Source organism: Rhizobium sp. Root1212, assembly GCF_001424985.1.
In the GTDB taxonomy this organism is placed as follows: Bacteria; Pseudomonadota; Alphaproteobacteria; order Rhizobiales; family Rhizobiaceae; genus Pararhizobium.
The window spans coordinates 755,428-770,959 of record NZ_LMDA01000001.1 but is presented as its reverse complement, the minus strand read 5'-3'; the positions used below and the strand labels follow the sequence as shown (position 1 = coordinate 770,959).

Here is a 15,532-nt window from a genome sequence, read left to right as displayed (position 1 = left end):
GGCGGCGGCGGTTGAAGAGTGCAGAACAGGCCGGGACGAATCCGGCACGGGGATAGTAGTCATGGATAGTCTGCAAATGGAGATTGCGGTCCGGCAAGCGCCGGTCTCGGCAATACGTTCAGCTGTACGGCCGCTGACGAAAGGGCAATTGATCCGCCGGCTCGGCGATTTCGCCGAGAGCGGGAATCTGGAGAAGGGGCTTGCGGCGCTGACCGAATATGTCGGTGCCTCCCACTATCTTCTCGCGCGATACGATCTTTCCCAGGACAACACGCTCGATTTCGTCGTCTGTTCGGATTGGCCCTTCGAGATGGTCCGGCGGCTTGCCCGCTCCATGTCTGAGCTGCACGCTCGCTCGAACGAGATGGAAAAGTGCCTCTCCGTCCTGCAGCCGGTGTTCATGAGCTTGCCGGCCGGCATCGAGCCGGGCCGCGGTCTTGCCCGCGAGTATTGCGCCGTCACCTTTAATGTCGGCCGCGTGCGCTTCTCGCTGATGCTGCTCTTCCCGCAGGATGTCATTCTCTCGCAGGAAAGCCTGCGCGAGATCGGCCTGCTGACTGCCTATTTGGCCAGCTTCTCGCAGGAAAGCGAGATGCGCAGCGACCGTGAATTCGACCTGACCGAACGCGAGCTGGAATGCCTGTTCTGGATCGCCGAAGGCAAGACCAGCGACGAGATCGCCGTTATCCTCGGCATCTCGCGCAACACCATCAACAACTACATCACCAGCGTCATGCGCAAGACGGCGACGAAGACCCGTTCGGAAGCCATTGCCTATGCCGTTCGCAACAATCTTGTTTAGGACATTTCCTTTTCCTTGGAGACACGGCAATGACCTTCTTTCCGCCGCATAGCCGCTCGGGCGACGACAGCAAGGCAACGCACCGCAATCCGGCTCGCACCTTGCGCGCGGCGACGCTGGTGGCCCGCCTGCAGGCGATGCAGAAGGAAATCAACGCCAAGCACTTCGCCGTCTTCCGGCTCAATGGAAACGGCCTGCCGGCGACGCGCAAGCTGACCTGCGTGCTCGACAACTGGGGGCCGGCCTCCGAAGCCATGGCCCATGAGTTCCTGAAGGCCATGAGCGAGGATATGCTTGCACATCTCGACAGCTCCCTGCTGCCGATGCTGTGGAACGGCAATGGCGAGCACCAGACGGCCGAGGCCATCGATTTCGCCCGTTTCACCTACCATTGCGGCAAGCGCGCGCTCGGTTATTCGGGCTTTGCCTTTCCGGTCCGTCTCGGTGCGCAGGGCAATGGCTACGTCATCTTCGCCGGCAGCTACCTCGACGTTGCCAGCGAAACGGTGATCGATCTGCACGGCCGCTGCTGCGGCGTGATGACCGATCTGCTCGCCTCCGACGAACGTCGCATCCTGCCGGCCGAAACCCTGAGCGACCGCGAGATCGGCTGCCTGCAGATGGCCGGCGACGGTTATATCAGCGAAGAGATCGCCGAGAAGCTGGGCCTGTCCGTTCATACGGTGAATGCCTATCTCGGCACGGCGACGACCAAGCTCAACTCGGTCAATCGCATACAGGCGATCGCCAAGGCGATCCGCCTCGGCTACATCAGCTGATCGGCGACCAGCTCGCCCCTCAACTGGCCATTGCCATCGGATAGGATTTGACGAATTTCGCCGCTTCCAGGCTGCGGGCGAGGAAGGCCGTGTTTTCCTGCGGGTCCTCGGATGGCTGCTGGAAGGCGATGTGGTTGATTTCGAGGCCGGCGGTGTCCTTGCCGAGCGCCAGCTGGGCATAGACGGTCACGCCATCCGGTTTCAGTTCGAGATCGAGGGTGATTTCGGGCTCGGTGCCCCAATCCAGCGAATAATTGCCGCCAATGCCGAAATTGACGGTGCCCGGCAGGAAATAAAGCTCGGCAGCCGAAGAAACGAGATCGGAAAGACTGCCATGGGATTCGAAGCGAAGCAGCGCGATGAAATCTGCCGCGTCGATCAGGCGTAACTCCGTTGCGACCGGACGGATCGCGTCGGCGACAATCTTTTCGCGTTCTTCAGAATACTGGCATTTTTTCATCGTTCACGTCATCCGTTTCGGGGGCGAGCATAAATCCGGTGAATGAGTTCGGCGACTGCCTTGTAAAACACCGGCGGAATCACACTATCCACCGAGACTTGCGCAAACATTGAGCGTGCGAGCGGCGGATCTTCGAAAACCGGGATGCCGTTTTCCTCCGCCAGCGAGCGAATCTTGAGCGCCACGAGGTCCTGACCCTTGGCGACAACCACCGGCGCATCGCCCTCCTCGCGCACGTAGCGCAGCGCAACTGCATAGTGGGTCGGGTTGGCGATCACCAACGTCGCGCGCGGAACCGAGGAAATCATGCGGCGGCGGGCCCTGTCGCGGGCGATGGAGCGCAGGCGGGCCTTGACGATCGGGTCGCCTTGCGACTGCTTCATTTCCTCCTTCACCTCCTGCTTGGTCATGCGCAGTTCGGTGTACCAGTGATGCCGCGTCCAGAAGAAATCGGCGATGGCGACGATGGCGGTGGCGGCGAGGATGACGAGCATGATCTGGTTCAGATCGTTGCCCATGCGGGTGAGAATTGTTGCCGGATCGGAAAACATCGCGTCGAGCGATTCGAAATAGTCGTTCCAGAGCACCAGCACGATGATGATTGAGACGACGACGATCTTGAACAGCGACTTGGCGAATTCGACGAGGCCCTGGACGCCGTAGATGCGCTTGAAACCGGAAACCGGCGAGATGCGATTGAACTTCGGTTGGATGCGGTCGAGCACCATGGCCGGCATGTTCTGCAGCACCGCTGAACCGACGCCGAAGGCGATCAGCAGCACGAAAAAGGGAATGATCAGCCCGCTTGCGGCGGAAAAGACATGCAGGATCAGCGCCACGACATCGACAGCGTTGTCGATGCGCCAGGCCTCCGGCTGTTCGAACACGTCCTTCAGCGCCTCGGTCAGTTGGGCAAAACCGGTCGGCAGGAAGAAGACGATGAAGATATAGATGGCGAGCGTCGAGGCGAAGATCGTCACTTCGCGCGAGAAGGGCACGTTGCCCTTCTCGATCGCATCGGCCATTTTTTTCTCGGAGGGCAGCTCTGTTTTGCTGTCCTTGTCTTCATCGTCCGCCATCGGCTGGAGATACCCTGCTACCCGCTATTCCTCGTGTTGTGGGGCCGGGCTGGCGGGCATGCAAGAAAAAACGCCGCCCGGAGGCGGCGCTTTCACAGAATGAAGAGGGGATAAGGTCAGGCGGCTGCGGCCGCGTCCTTTTCCTTCAACTCGATCTGGCCGCTGGCGGCGAGACGGATGGCTTCCTGGGTGATCGAGCGGCGGGCAATCGCGATATCGCGCGGATTGATGCCGGCATCGCCGGCGGCAAGGTCCGATTCGATCATGCGGCGCTGGCGGGCGCCGATCGAGGCCAGCACGCATTCGCGCAGGTCCATGCTCGAGCCGCGCAGCGCCATGGTGATGATGTCGCCGGAGACGTCGTTGAGCAGCTGCACGCGGCTGCGCTGCGGCATGTAGAGGATGTCGTCGAAGAGGAAGATCTTCGGACGAACCTTCTTGACCGATTCGGTGCTGATGCTTTCGAGCGAGGCGAGCAGGGTATCGACCTGGCCCTTCTCCATCTCGTTCATGACCTCGGCGATCTTCTGCGAGCCGGCGGAGTTGCGGTCGGCATCCAGTTCGCGCATCAGGTCCATCACGCGGGTCTCGATGATCGACGCCGCCTTGGGTGCGACGTTCTTCATGTTGACGGTACGGTTGATGATGTCGGCGCGGCCGCTCTCGGGAAGCTGCAGCAGCACCTTGGCGCCGAAGGTCGAGGGCATCATCGACAGCACGTAGGCGATGGTCTGCGGATGTTCCTTGCCGAGATATTTCGCGACCTGGATCGGGTCGGAATCCTGCAGCCGGTCCCAGATATTGGCTTCATAGGCCTGGAAGGCGGTGCGGCGGCCGAGCAGGCCGTCGACTTCATCCGGCGTCAGCCCCTCTTCGAGGATGGCCTCGATTGCCTTGGCGTTGTCCATGAGGCCCGCACCTTCGGTGAACAGGTCCTCGAATTCGTTGACGAGCAGTTCCAGCTCATCCGGCGGGATCGAACGTAGCGACTGCGCCGAGGCGATGATCGACTGCAGCTCGCTCTGGGTGAAGAATTTCAGCAGTTTGCCGGCGATCGGCTTGCCCATGGCGAGAAGAACCGCCGCAGCCTTGTCCATCTGGCTGAGGGGTCTGGTGGGTGCCTGAGCGGCGAAATCGTCGAAATCCATCATGGATCTTTCCTCATAACCCGTGACCGGGTCTAACTTTTACGCGTACCCTTGATCTCGATGAGCTTGACCCCGAACCGGGTGTCGTCGTCTTCGAGAACCGTTATTTCGCCGCGGCCGATCATGCGGCCGTTGACCAGCAGTTCGACCGGCTCGCCGATGCGGCGATCGAGCGCGATGGTCGCGCCTTCGTTGAGATTCATAAGGCTCGAAACTTGCATGCGGCTGGAGCCGAGCACGATCTGGACGTCGATCGGGATATCCATGATCAGGTCGATGTTCGACGTCATGGCGCTGCCCGGCTCGCCGGTCGATGGGGAGCCGAAATCCGTCGTCGCGCCGAAATCGCCGCCGAAGCCGCCGGTGGACGTGTCGTCGATGCCGCCGAAGGATGAGGTGGCACCAAACTCGCCGCCGAAGTCGCTCGCCGAGGCATCGAAGCTCGCGCCGAAATCAGTCGTGGCCGCGCCGGTGTCGGCGAAGTCCATGCCGAAATCGCCGACGGAGGTTGCGCCGTCGGCATCGGTTTTCAGCACGCCGCGCAGATCGTCGATCGCGCGATCCAGCTCGACGTCGCCTCCGCCGAGGTTCATTAGGTCTTCAGTGGGTGCTTTTTTCGTAGCCATGTGCAGATTATTCCATTCGAAGCTTGCCCCAACCATGTTGCGGGCGCGAGTTCAGGCGAGTGTTCCGTCTCAGCTCATCAGGTGGTTGAGGATATCGTTGTCCGATCCGTGGGTGTCCTTGATCCTGACCGTGTAGCGCGCGCCCGAGCGGCCGAACTCGCAGACATAGAGATCGCGGCCGTTGGCATTGACTTCGACGCGGACATCCTTGGCATCGTGGAAGGGAATGATGTCGCCGGCCTGCAGGCGGCTCACCGTCTTCAGCGTCAGGCTCTGCAGCTTGATCCGAGCCTCGAGATTGACGCTCGAGCGGCGAACCTGCTCTTCCAGCTGCTCGCCCCATTGCGACTTCGCCTTGCGGTTCTGGCCGATGCCCTTCGGAAAGACGACGGTCGTCTTCAACAGCGGCTGCTGCGGCACGATGATCGAGAAAGTGGACAGCACCGGGCCGAGGCCGATCGAGATGTTGATGCAGGCGGCAAAGACATCCTCTCCCTCCGCCACCGGCTTGATGTTGGCATTGTGCGGACGCTCCAGCACCGGCTCGAAGCCGCCCGGCGCATTCACGGCCGATTTCAGCACGTCGGCGATCTTTTCGAACACCATCGAGGCGACGTCGAGTTCGATATCGGACAGCTGGCGCGGCTTCGGCTCCTCGACCTCGGAGGAGGGGGCGCCGAGCAGCATTTCCATCAGCGTGATGATCGCCGGGCTGTCGATGGCGAGGGTGAAGTCCGGGCACCAGTTGCGTAAGCCCACGGTGCAGAGCGCCACGCCATCGCCGAGGCCGGCGAGCAGGCGGGTCTTCAGCCCGGTCTCGAAGCCGGCATAGGTGATGGTGATGTCCTGCTGGGTCTCGGCATTGAGAATATCCGGCAGGAATTCGGAAAACACCTGGCCCAGTTCTTCCGCCAGCTTGCCGACCGTCTGGTCGTCGCCGAGGTTGCCCGTCATGCGGGCCAGCAGCCGGCGGTCGAAGGTGTGGACGTTGTTGACTGTCGCGTTCATGGATCAGGCCGCCTTGCTTTCGCCGCCGCCGCCCGGATTCATCATTTCCTGCTCGACGGCGTCGATCGACGGACGCTCATAGGCCGAGATGGTCTTGCGGCCGTATTCGAGCGCCACCTGCGGCACCGAGCCGTTCATGTAGGCGAGCAGCGTCTGCTTGACGATGATGTAGAGACGGTTCTGCTTTTCACGCACCGCCTTGACGTTGGCGATCATCGGGGCGACGACGCAATAGGACAGGAAGATGCCGAGCATGGTGCCGACGAGCGCGGCTGCGATCTTGCCGCCGAGAACTTCCGGCGATTCCGAGATGGCGCCCATGGCCTTGATGACGCCGAGAACGGCCGCGACGATACCGATGGCCGGGAAGGCGTCGCTCATGGTGTTGAGCGAGTGGTAGACCTTCATCTTGTCATGGGTGATCGTGTTGATTTCCTCATCCATCAGCGCCTCGATCTCGTGGCTGCGGGCGTTGCCGATGATGATCAGGCGCACATAGTCGCAGATGAAGGCGGTCAATTCCTTGTTCTTCAGAACCGTCGGGGCCGACTGGAAGATGGTGGATTCTTCCGGGTTGTCGATATGGGCTTCGATCTCGTTGCGCGACTTGGTGCGCAGGTCCCGCATCAGGCTGTAGAGCACGCCGAGCGTATCGAGGTAGTTGCGCTCCTTCGGAACCTTGTGGGCGAAGGCTTCGCCAAGCGCCTTGCCGGTGTCCTTCAGCACCTTCATCGAGTTTGCCATGACATAGCCGCCGAGACCGGCGCCGCCGATGATCACGAGTTCGAACGGCTGGTTCAGAACCTCCATATGGCCGCCCATGGCGATGAAGCCGCCAAGAATACAGCCGATGGTCAAGACGAGACCGATGATGATGTTCATTTCGATACCTGCCGGAATGATGGATTTTGCAAGATACCGATAGGTCTCCAGCCTTGCGTGAGGCTGGCCCGCAGGGGGCGAAAACCCGATGGCCGACCGAACAGGTTCGCGCAAGCAAGTTCCGGCAGTTTCCGCCACAAGCGCTCGAACTGCGCCTTACGCGTCAACCGGGGATATTGTCGTGACCACGACCTACACCAGTTACAAACTGATAACGACGAACCTGACCAGCTCGCTGGACCGGGTGGCGAAGCAGCCTGACGTTGCGCGCGAGACCGAATATTACCTCTCCCATATCGGCAATATCAAATCGATCGACGATTTCTTCGCCGATAGCCGTCTTTATGATTATGCGATCAAGGCGCACGGCCTTGAGGACATGGGCTATGCCAAGGCCTTCATGCGCAAAGTGCTGGCCGAGGGCATCGACAGCGACGACGCCTTTGCCAAGCAGCTGACCGACAGCCGCTACACCGATCTGGTCGAATCCCTGAATTTCGCCCGCAACGGCGCTGCCGCCACCTCCTTCGAAAAGGCCCAGAAGGGCGTCGCCGACAAGTATATGCGCCAGACCCTGGAGCAGAGCGCCGGCGAAGAAAACTCCGGTGTGCGGCTTGCGCTCTATTTCGAACGCATGGCCCCGACCGTCACCAATGCCTACGGTCTATTGGCCGACAATGCGCTGGCCCAGGTCGTGCGCACCGTCATGCAGACGCCGGACGAATTCGCCGCCGCCGATATCGACAAGCAGGCCGCCGCCATCGAAAAGGCCATTGATCTCGACGACCTCAAGAGCCCGGAAAAGCTCGGCAAGCTGCTCGAACGCTTCACGGCGCTCTGGGAGATCGACCATTCCTCCAGCGGCTACGATCCGCTCGCCGTCTTCGGCTCCTCCAGCGGCTACGGCCTTTCCGCCGACCTGCTGCTTTCCATCAATACGCTGAAACTCGGAGGTCGCTGATATGCAGACCGGACTTTACGTTGCTGTTTCCTCGCAGATGGCGCTCGAAAAACGCATGAACACACTGGCTGACAACGTTGCCAATGCCAACACCGTCGGCTTTCGTGCGACGGAGGTGAAGTTCAACCAGCTGATCGGCGACAACAAGCCGGCGCAGGTCTCCTTCGTCTCGCAGGGCAAGGAATTCCTCAACACCAACAATGGCGGCCTCAACCGCACCGGCAACACGCTCGATTTCGCCATCAAGGGCGATGCCTGGTTCTCGGTCGAAACCCCCGGCGGCCCGGCGCTCACCCGCGACGGCCGCTTCACCCTGACGGAAACCGGCGATCTCGTCACCCTCAAGGGTTATCCGGTCCTCGATGCCGGCGGCGCGCCGATCCAGATCACCGACGGCAACAGCCCGATCGAGGTCGGCGCCGATGGCTCCATCCACCAGAACGGCACGCAGGTCGCGGCCTTCGGTCTCTATGAAGCCGATTTCTCCAACGGCTTCAGCCGCTACGGCAACGGCGCCGTCTTCCCGAGTTCGGCGCCCGAGCCGGTGGTCGATCGCTTCGGCGTCGGCGTCGCCCAAGGCTACGTCGAAGAATCGAACGTCAATCCGGTGCAGGAAATGTCGCAGCTGATCATGGTGTCGCGCGCCTTCGAAAACATCAGCGCCCTGATGCGCGACAGCGAAGGCTCGGTCGAAGAGGCGATCAAGACGCTGGGCGGCGCCAAGTAAGGCGGCCAAGTAATCAGGCAGACGGAGCGCGGCATGCAAAGCGACAAGATCCAGATCAAGACGTCCTCGACGTCGCTCGCCGCCTTTTCGGGCCTGGTGGAGCGCTACGCCAATCCCGAATTCTCGATTGCGCCCGGCGGCCATGTCCAGACCATCTCGGCCGGCCACTATACCGTGAGCGGCCTGTCGCGCCATGTGCGGCTCGGCGATTTCGTCGCCCACAAGAGCGCCACCGGCACCCATTTGGGCGAAGTCATCAAGGTTAAGCCGGAAACGGTGTTCGTCTGCCCGATCGAGCCCGGCGATCCGATCGGCATCCACGATACCGTCATCCGCAAGGGCGCCTTCCGCATCGCGCCGACGCAGTCCTGGTGCGGCCGCACCATCAACGCACTCTGCGAGCCGATCGATGGCGGCGAACCGCTGCTGCAGGGCGACGTTCGCCGGTCGATCTCGAACACCGCGCCGCCGTCGATGACCCGCAAGCGTGTCGAACACGGCTTCAAGACCGGCGTGCGCGCCATCGATATCTTCTCGCCGCTCTGCCTCGGCCAGCGTCTCGGCGTCTTCGCCGGCTCTGGCGTCGGCAAGTCGACGCTTCTGTCGATGCTCGCCCGCGCCGATGCCTTCGATAAGGTCGTTATTGCGCTGGTCGGCGAACGTGGCCGTGAAGTGCGCGAATTCATCGAGGATACGCTCGGCGAAAACCTGAAGAAATCTGTTGCGGTCGTCGCGACCAGCGATGAAAGCCCGATGCTGCGCAAGATGGCGCCGCTGACCGCGATCACCATTGCCGAACATTACCGCGATCAGGGCGACAACGTGCTGCTGATCGTCGACAGTGTCACCCGTTTCGCCCATGCCATTCGCGAAGTCGCGACCGCCGCCGGCGAGCCGCCGATCGCCCGCGGCTATCCGGCCTCGGTCTTCACCGAACTGCCACGCTTGCTGGAACGGGCAGGGCCGGGCGCGGAAGGCACGGGCACCATCACCGCGATCATCTCGATCCTCGTCGATGGCGACAATCACAACGACCCGATCGCCGACTCGACCCGCGGTATTCTCGACGGCCATATCGTCATGGACCGCAGTCTGGCGGAGGAGGGGCGTTATCCGCCGATCAATCCGCTGGCCTCCGTTTCGCGTCTTGCCCGCAAGGCCTGGACGCCGGATCAGGAAAAGCTGGTCTCGCGGCTGAAATCGCTGATCCATCGCTTCGAGGAAACCCGCGATCTCAGGCTGATCGGCGGCTACCGCGCCGGCAGCGACCCCGACCTCGACATGGCGATCAAGCAGGTGCCGGTCATCTACGACATTCTGAAACAGACGCCGGGGGAACGCCCGGCATTCGACGCCTTTACCGATCTCGCCAATGCCCTGAAGGCGGCAGCCGGCGGGCAGCGGCCGCGATGAGGGTTTAAGCGCATGAAAAAGCCGATGACCGATTACGATGCCGATGAAGTCGTGCCGCAGCGCCGCCGCAGCGAGCGCGTGCCGCTGATCGACAAGGCGCTGGGCGCAACCGGCATCGTGCTGGCGGGGCTTGCCACCTTCTTTCCGTGGTATGCCTTCCTGCACCAGGAAAAATTCTCGATGCCGACCCTCTGGCAGGGCACCACGAAGGAAATCCCCGGTCGCGTCAACCAGCCGGGCCTCGCCGCTTCGCCGCTGGCCATGGGCACGCAGGACCCCGAGACCCGCGCCGCCGTCGACCAGCTGATGACGGCGACGGTTCCGAGCCTCGCCGGCCCGGCGGCGGCCCAGCAGGACGGCCTCGGCCAGCCTTTCCCGGCGGCATCGGGCTTCCGGCTGATGCACGTCGCCGATGGCCGCGCCCTCGTCGAGGATTCGAACGGTCTTTATATCGTCAAGGTCGGGGGCGTTCTTCCCGACAACAGCAGGCTGGCGACGCTCGAACAGCGCGACGGCCGTTGGGTGATGATCACCTCCAAGGGCGACCTTATTCAGGCGGAATGATGCGGTCGCATCGCATCCTGTCTTGAAAACCCCTCCCCAACCCTCCCCACAAGGGGGAGGGAGTTTTTTGAGGATGTCGAAGCTCTGAGCCCAAAGCTTGCTCCGTAGGCTCCCTCCGCCTTGTGGGGAGGGTTGGGGAGGGGCCTTTTCGAGCCCCCACATCCCGCAAACGCACCGCCGCTACAGTCTGACGCAAGATTGCCGTCATAGGTTCCAGCCAACAAGCATGGAGTCGCATGATGCAACCGATACAGCTCTTCGATCTCGCGTCGCGGCAGGCGCAATGGCTGGCAGTTCGCCAGAACGTCGTCGCGGGCAACATTGCAAACGTCAACACCCCCCACTACGCCGCCAAGGATATCAAGTCCTTCGAGAGCACGCTTCAGCAGACCGGCCTTCAGATGGCCGCTACCCAGCCCGGTCACTTCCGGGAGAGCGCCGAGGCAGCCCAGGTCACCGAGACCAGCATGCTCGACGACAGCCAGATCCAGCAGTCCGGCAACAGCGTCGAACTGGACAAGGAACTGATGAAAACCGGTGAAATCAAACGCGACTACGAGCTCAACACCGGGCTGGTGAAGGCGTTTCACCGGATGATGCTCATGACGGTACGGAAATAAGAGCCATGGACCCTCTCGTTTCAGCCCTCAAGGTTTCCGCAACCGGTCTCGAAGCGGAATCGACCCGCCTGCGGATCGTCTCGGAAAACATCGCCAACGCGCGCTCCACCGGCGACGTGCCGGGCGCCGATCCCTATCGCCGCAAGACGATCAGCTTCGCAGCCGAAGTGGACCGCGCCAGTGGCGCATCGACGGTCGAGATCGACCGGCTCGGCACGGATGATTCCGACTTCTCCGTCGAGTTCGATCCGGGCAACCCGGCTGCCGACGGCAAGGGCATGGTGAAGATGCCCAACGTCAACATCCTCGTCGAAATGGCCGACATGCGCGAAGCCAACCGCTCCTACGAGGCCAATCTGCAGACAACGCGCCAGGCACGAGACCTGATTTCCGCGACCATCGACCTCCTGAAGGCATCGCAATAATGATCGACGCAATTAGCACCATCAGCTCGGCGATTTCGGCCGCCAAGGGCATCACTTCCACCTCCGAAGCATCGCTGGCACCCAATGTTTCGGGCACGGTCGCCTCCGGCACCTCGCAGAGCTTCGCCTCCGTCATGTCCAACATGGCCTCCGACATGGTCAACGACCTCAAGACTTCGGAAGTGGCCTCCATCCAGGGCATCCGCGGCGAGGCCAACACGCGCGAAGTCATCGACGCCGTGATGAACGCCGAACAGTCGCTGCAGACCGCAATCGCCATCCGGGACAAGGTGGTCACCGCCTATCTCGAAATCGCACGCATGCCGATTTAAAGGACACGTTCCATGAAGGCCCTCTCGATTGCCGCGACCGGCATGAATGCCCAGCAGCTCAACCTGGAAGTCATTGCGAATAACATCGCAAACATCAACACGACCGGTTACAAGCGCGCCCGCGCCGAGTTTTCCGACCTGCTCTACCAGACCGAGCGCGCCTCAGGCGTTCCGAACCGCGCCAACCAGGCGATCGTTCCGGAAGGCGCGATGATCGGCCTCGGCGTCCAGACCTCGGCCGTGCGCAACCTGCATATCCAGGGCAGCCTCGTCAGCACCGGCAACGACCTCGACCTCGCGCTGGTCGGCCGCGGCTGGTTCCAGGTGGAAACGCCAGATGGCGAAACCGTCTATACCCGCGCTGGCGCCTTCAACACCAATGCCGACGGCCAGCTCGTCACCATCGACGGCTACACTGTCGTTCCCGGCATCACCGTGCCGCAGAACACCACCGAAGTCACCGTCAGCAATTCCGGCCAGGTGATGGCCCGCATCGGCAACAGCACGATCCCGCAGCAGATCGGTCAGCTGACGATCGCCAACTTCGTCAACGAGGCCGGCCTGGAGCCGCAGGGCGACAACCTGTTCAAGCAGACGCCGGCCTCCGGCGATCCGGTCGTCGGCACGCCTGCCGATCCGGGTTTCGCGATCATCAAGCAGAAATACCTCGAAGCTTCCAACGTCGATCCGGTCAAGGAAATCACCGACCTGATCTCGGCCCAGCGCGCCTATGAGATGAACTCCAAGATCATCCAGGCCGCCGACGAGATGGCATCGACCGTCAGCAAGAATCTCCGGTAACAGAAGGACAGGCAGACATGACGTTTCGCCGGATGGATCAGATGTCGAAGCGGCCGGTTCGCAAGACCGGTCTCGTGAAGATGGCGGCAGCCGTGGCTGGGTTGTCCGCCGGGCTGTTTGCCTGCGGCGCGGCCTTTGCCGAAAAGCCCATGGCCGTCATCCCGAAGGAAACGATCTATCCCGGCACCGTCATCGAGGCCAGCCAGTTGCAGGAGGTCGAGGTCACCAACCCGAACCTCACCGGCGACTACGCCCACAGGACGGACGAGGTCGCCGGCAAGATCACCAGCCGCACGCTGCTCGCCGGCCGCGTCATCATCGTCACGGCGCTGCGCGACCCTTACGTGGTCGAGCGCGGCAAGGCGGTTCGCATCGTCTATTCCAACGGTCCGCTGACCATCACCGCCGGCGGCGCGCCGCTGGAAAATGCCGCCGTCGGCGATCTCATCCGGGTTCGCAACACCGATAGCGGCATCATCGTGCAGGGCACGGTCATGCAGGACGGCACAATCCAGGTGGTGACAAAATGAGAACTCTTCTCGGCAAATGGCTGGTCGCGCTGGCTGCCGTCTGCTCGCTGGTCACGGGGCCGGCCGAGGCCGCATCCCGCATCAAGGACGTCGCCTCGCTGCAGTCCGGCCGCGAAAACCAGCTGATCGGCTACGGCCTCGTCGTCGGCCTGCAGGGCACCGGCGACAGCCTGCGCTCCTCGCCGTTCACGGAACAGTCGTTGCGCGCCATGCTGCAGAACCTCGGCATCTCGACGCAGGGCGGCGATTCCCGCTCCAAGAACATCGCGGCCGTGCTCGTCACGGCCAATCTGCCGGCCTTCGCCAGCCCCGGCAGCCGCATGGACGTGACGGTCGGCTCGCTCGGCGATGCCACCTCGCTACGCGGCGGCACGCTGGTCATGACCTCGCTTTCCGGCGCGGACGGCCAGATCTACGCGGTCGCTCAAGGCTCGGTGGTCGTCACCGGCTTCAACGCCCAGGGCGATGCCGCAAGCCTCAGCCAGGGCATCACCACCGCCGGCCGCGTGCCGAACGGCGCGATCATCGAGCGTGAGCTGCCGTCGAAGTTCAAGGACGGCTTCAACCTCGTGATGCAACTGCGCAACCCCGACTTCTCGACCGCCGTCGGCATGGCCGAGGCGATCAACCGCTATTCGAAAGAACAGTTCGGCGGGCGCATCGCCGAGGCCCGCGACAGCCAGACCGTCGTCATCGACAAGCCGAAGATGGCCGACCTCTCGCGCCTGATGGCCGATATCGAAAATCTCGTCATCGAGACCGACGTGCCGGCCCGCGTCGTCGTCAACGAGCGCACCGGCACCATCGTCATCGGCCAGGATGTCCGCATCTCGCAGGTCGCCGTCAGCTACGGCACGCTCACGGTTCAGGTCACTGAGACCCCAACGGTCGTGCAACCCGAACCCTTCTCCCGCGGCGTCACTGCCGTCGAGCCGAACACGACGATCGAGGCCTCGCAGGATGGCGGCACGGTCGCGATCCTCAACGGATCGAACCTGCGCACCCTCGTTGCCGGCCTGAACAGCATCGGCGTGAAGCCGGACGGCATCATTTCCATTCTCCAGGGCATCAAGACGGCCGGTGCCCTCCAGGCGGAGCTTGTACTGCAATGATGGCACATGCCTTTTCCAATCCGTCCGTCCGCCGGTTCTCGATCCTTGCGGCCGGCTGCCTGATGCTGGCGATCCCCGGCGCCTTCGCGCAGGAGGTGGCCGCCCCGGTCACCGCACCCGTCGCAGGCGACGAAGTCCAGCAATTCTGCACCAACATCGCCGACGCTGCCCGCGACCAGCGCTATGTGCTGCAGAAGAAGGAACTGGAAGATCTGCAGGCCGGCATCGACGAGCGTATCGCCACGCTCGAAAAACGCCGGGCGGAATATCAGGACTGGCTGAAGCGCCGCGACGACTTCCTGAAGCAGGCCGAACTCGGCCTCACCGACATCTACAAGAACATGAAGGCGGATGCCGCCGCCACCCAGCTTGAGAAGATCAACCCGGCGATCGCCGCTGCGATCGTCATGCGCCTGCCGGCTCGCCAGTCGAGCCTCATCCTCAGCGAAATGGACAGCGAGAAGGCGGCGATGCTCGCCAACATCATTTCCAGCGCCAGCGACCCGAATACCTCCAAGGAGCCGTCATGAATATTCGTCTTCCGGCTTTGATTGCGGTCGCCGGCCTGCTCACCGGTTGCCAGCAGACCGCCAGCGAAATCGGGCGCGCGCCGTCCATGAGCCCGATCGGCAGCGGCCTGCAATATGCGCAGACCCCGCAGATGGCGATGTATCCGAAGGAGCCGCGCGCCATGGCCAGCGGCTATTCGCTGTGGAGCGACAGCCAGGCGGCGCTCTTCAAGGACGCCCGCGCATTGAATGTCGGCGATATCCTCACCGTCGATATCCGCATCGACGACAAGGCGTCGTTCGACAACAAGACCGAGCGCAAGCGCGAAAACGACAGCGGCTTCAAGATCGGCGCCAACGGCAAGTCGCAGACCAGCTCCGGCTTCGGCTGGAGCGGCGGGCTGGATTACGGCTCCAATACCTCGACCAAGGGTGACGGCTCGACGGAACGCTCCGAAAAGCTGGTGCTGCAGGTCGCGGCCGTCGTCACCGGCGTTCTCGAAAACGGCAACCTGCTGATCAGCGGTTCGCAGGAAGTGCGCGTCAACCACGAGATGCGAATCCTGAACGTCGCCGGCATCGTGCGTCCGCTGGATGTCGATTCCGACAACCGCATCTCCTACGAGCGCATCGCCGAGGCCCGCATCTCCTATGGCGGCCGTGGCCGCCTGACGGAAGTGCAGCAACCGCCCTACGGCCAGCAGGTCATGGACCTGATCTCGCCGATCTGACGACCGAGGGGCCGGGATCGATC

Annotated in this window: 20 protein-coding genes; 14 read left to right on the top strand and 6 right to left on the bottom strand. The window is 62.6% G+C overall.

Annotated features, from left to right (window positions below; genetic code table 11):
* The first annotated feature begins 76 nt into the window (after positions 1 to 76).
* Both ASC86_RS03695 and ASC86_RS03690 read left to right on the top strand, forming a co-directional pair.
* Complete coding sequence (locus tag ASC86_RS03695; RefSeq protein WP_056316180.1) at positions 77 to 802, top strand: helix-turn-helix transcriptional regulator; 726 nt, start codon at positions 77 to 79, stop codon at positions 800 to 802.
* Between the two features lie 29 nt (positions 803 to 831).
* Positions 832 to 1,581, top strand: coding sequence for a helix-turn-helix transcriptional regulator (locus tag ASC86_RS03690; protein WP_056316177.1), 750 nt, complete (start codon positions 832 to 834; stop codon positions 1,579 to 1,581).
* Positions 1,582 to 1,600: 19 nt separating this feature from the next.
* Here the strand turns inward: ASC86_RS03690 and ASC86_RS03685 are convergent, their stop codons facing one another.
* From ASC86_RS03685 to motA, 6 genes are all read right to left on the bottom strand, one after another.
* Positions 1,601 to 2,041 carry a hypothetical protein gene (locus ASC86_RS03685; protein ID WP_056316174.1) on the bottom strand — a complete coding sequence of 147 codons (441 nt, stop codon included), beginning with the start codon at positions 2,039 to 2,041 and terminating at the stop codon, positions 1,601 to 1,603.
* Between the two features lie 8 nt (positions 2,042 to 2,049).
* The gene (gene flhB / locus ASC86_RS03680; protein WP_056316172.1) at positions 2,050 to 3,120 is read right to left on the bottom strand and encodes a flagellar biosynthesis protein FlhB; all 1,071 of its coding nucleotides are present in this window, start codon (positions 3,118 to 3,120) and stop codon (positions 2,050 to 2,052) included.
* Between the two features lie 116 nt (positions 3,121 to 3,236).
* Positions 3,237 to 4,271 carry a flagellar motor switch protein FliG gene (gene fliG / locus ASC86_RS03675; RefSeq protein WP_056316169.1) on the bottom strand — a complete coding sequence of 345 codons (1,035 nt, stop codon included), beginning with the start codon at positions 4,269 to 4,271 and terminating at the stop codon, positions 3,237 to 3,239.
* Between the two features lie 29 nt (positions 4,272 to 4,300).
* On the bottom strand, positions 4,301 to 4,894 hold the full coding sequence (gene fliN / locus ASC86_RS03670; RefSeq protein WP_056316166.1) for a flagellar motor switch protein FliN: 594 nt from the start codon (positions 4,892 to 4,894) through the stop codon (positions 4,301 to 4,303).
* Between the two features lie 69 nt (positions 4,895 to 4,963).
* Entirely contained in the window at positions 4,964 to 5,902 is a 939-nt protein-coding gene (locus ASC86_RS03665; protein ID WP_056316163.1) for a FliM/FliN family flagellar motor switch protein, read from the bottom strand.
* A 3-nt stretch (positions 5,903 to 5,905) separates the two neighbouring features.
* Complete coding sequence (gene motA / locus ASC86_RS03660) at positions 5,906 to 6,784, bottom strand: flagellar motor stator protein MotA (protein WP_056318207.1); 879 nt, start codon at positions 6,782 to 6,784, stop codon at positions 5,906 to 5,908.
* Between the two features lie 181 nt (positions 6,785 to 6,965).
* Here motA and ASC86_RS03655 point away from each other — a divergent pair, with 181 nt between their 5' ends.
* The 12 genes from ASC86_RS03655 to flgH all read left to right on the top strand — a co-directional run bounded on the left by ASC86_RS03655 (position 6,966) and on the right by flgH (position 15,509).
* A complete protein-coding gene (locus ASC86_RS03655; protein ID WP_056316160.1) occupies positions 6,966 to 7,745 on the top strand; it encodes a DUF1217 domain-containing protein in 780 nt (259 codons plus the stop codon).
* 1 nt (position 7,746) lies between these two features.
* Positions 7,747 to 8,472 (top strand): flagellar basal-body rod protein FlgF, encoded by a 726-nt coding sequence (gene flgF / locus ASC86_RS03650; RefSeq protein ID WP_056316157.1) that lies wholly within the window; start codon positions 7,747 to 7,749, stop codon positions 8,470 to 8,472.
* A 33-nt stretch (positions 8,473 to 8,505) separates the two neighbouring features.
* Positions 8,506 to 9,885 (top strand): flagellar protein export ATPase FliI, encoded by a 1,380-nt coding sequence (fliI, locus tag ASC86_RS03645; RefSeq protein ID WP_056316154.1) that lies wholly within the window; start codon positions 8,506 to 8,508, stop codon positions 9,883 to 9,885.
* A 24-nt stretch (positions 9,886 to 9,909) separates the two neighbouring features.
* Positions 9,910 to 10,449: a hypothetical protein gene (locus tag ASC86_RS03640; RefSeq protein ID WP_056316150.1), complete on the top strand. Its 540-nt coding sequence runs from the start codon at positions 9,910 to 9,912 to the stop codon at positions 10,447 to 10,449.
* Between the two features lie 239 nt (positions 10,450 to 10,688).
* Positions 10,689 to 11,069 (top strand): flagellar basal body rod protein FlgB, encoded by a 381-nt coding sequence (gene flgB, locus ASC86_RS03635; protein ID WP_056316146.1) that lies wholly within the window; start codon positions 10,689 to 10,691, stop codon positions 11,067 to 11,069.
* A gap of 5 nt (positions 11,070 to 11,074) precedes the next feature.
* On the top strand, positions 11,075 to 11,494 hold the full coding sequence (flgC, locus tag ASC86_RS03630) for a flagellar basal body rod protein FlgC (protein WP_056316143.1): 420 nt from the start codon (positions 11,075 to 11,077) through the stop codon (positions 11,492 to 11,494).
* Positions 11,494 to 11,826, top strand: coding sequence for a flagellar hook-basal body complex protein FliE (locus tag ASC86_RS03625; RefSeq protein ID WP_056316140.1), 333 nt, complete (start codon positions 11,494 to 11,496; stop codon positions 11,824 to 11,826). Before flgC ends, ASC86_RS03625 begins: the two co-directional genes overlap by 1 nt.
* 12 nt (positions 11,827 to 11,838) lie before the next feature.
* Positions 11,839 to 12,627 (top strand): flagellar basal-body rod protein FlgG, encoded by a 789-nt coding sequence (gene flgG / locus ASC86_RS03620; protein WP_056316136.1) that lies wholly within the window; start codon positions 11,839 to 11,841, stop codon positions 12,625 to 12,627.
* A 17-nt stretch (positions 12,628 to 12,644) separates the two neighbouring features.
* Positions 12,645 to 13,157 (top strand): flagellar basal body P-ring formation chaperone FlgA, encoded by a 513-nt coding sequence (gene flgA / locus ASC86_RS03615; protein WP_056316134.1) that lies wholly within the window; start codon positions 12,645 to 12,647, stop codon positions 13,155 to 13,157.
* A complete protein-coding gene (locus ASC86_RS03610; protein WP_056316130.1) occupies positions 13,154 to 14,269 on the top strand; it encodes a flagellar basal body P-ring protein FlgI in 1,116 nt (371 codons plus the stop codon). Before flgA ends, ASC86_RS03610 begins: the two co-directional genes overlap by 4 nt.
* Positions 14,269 to 14,799, top strand: a complete 531-nt coding sequence (locus ASC86_RS03605) for a MotE family protein (protein WP_056318203.1) — start codon at positions 14,269 to 14,271, stop codon at positions 14,797 to 14,799. Before ASC86_RS03610 ends, ASC86_RS03605 begins: the two co-directional genes overlap by 1 nt.
* The gene (gene flgH, locus ASC86_RS03600; RefSeq protein WP_056316127.1) at positions 14,796 to 15,509 is read left to right on the top strand and encodes a flagellar basal body L-ring protein FlgH; all 714 of its coding nucleotides are present in this window, start codon (positions 14,796 to 14,798) and stop codon (positions 15,507 to 15,509) included. Before ASC86_RS03605 ends, flgH begins: the two co-directional genes overlap by 4 nt.
* Positions 15,510 to 15,532: the final 23 nt, after the last annotated feature.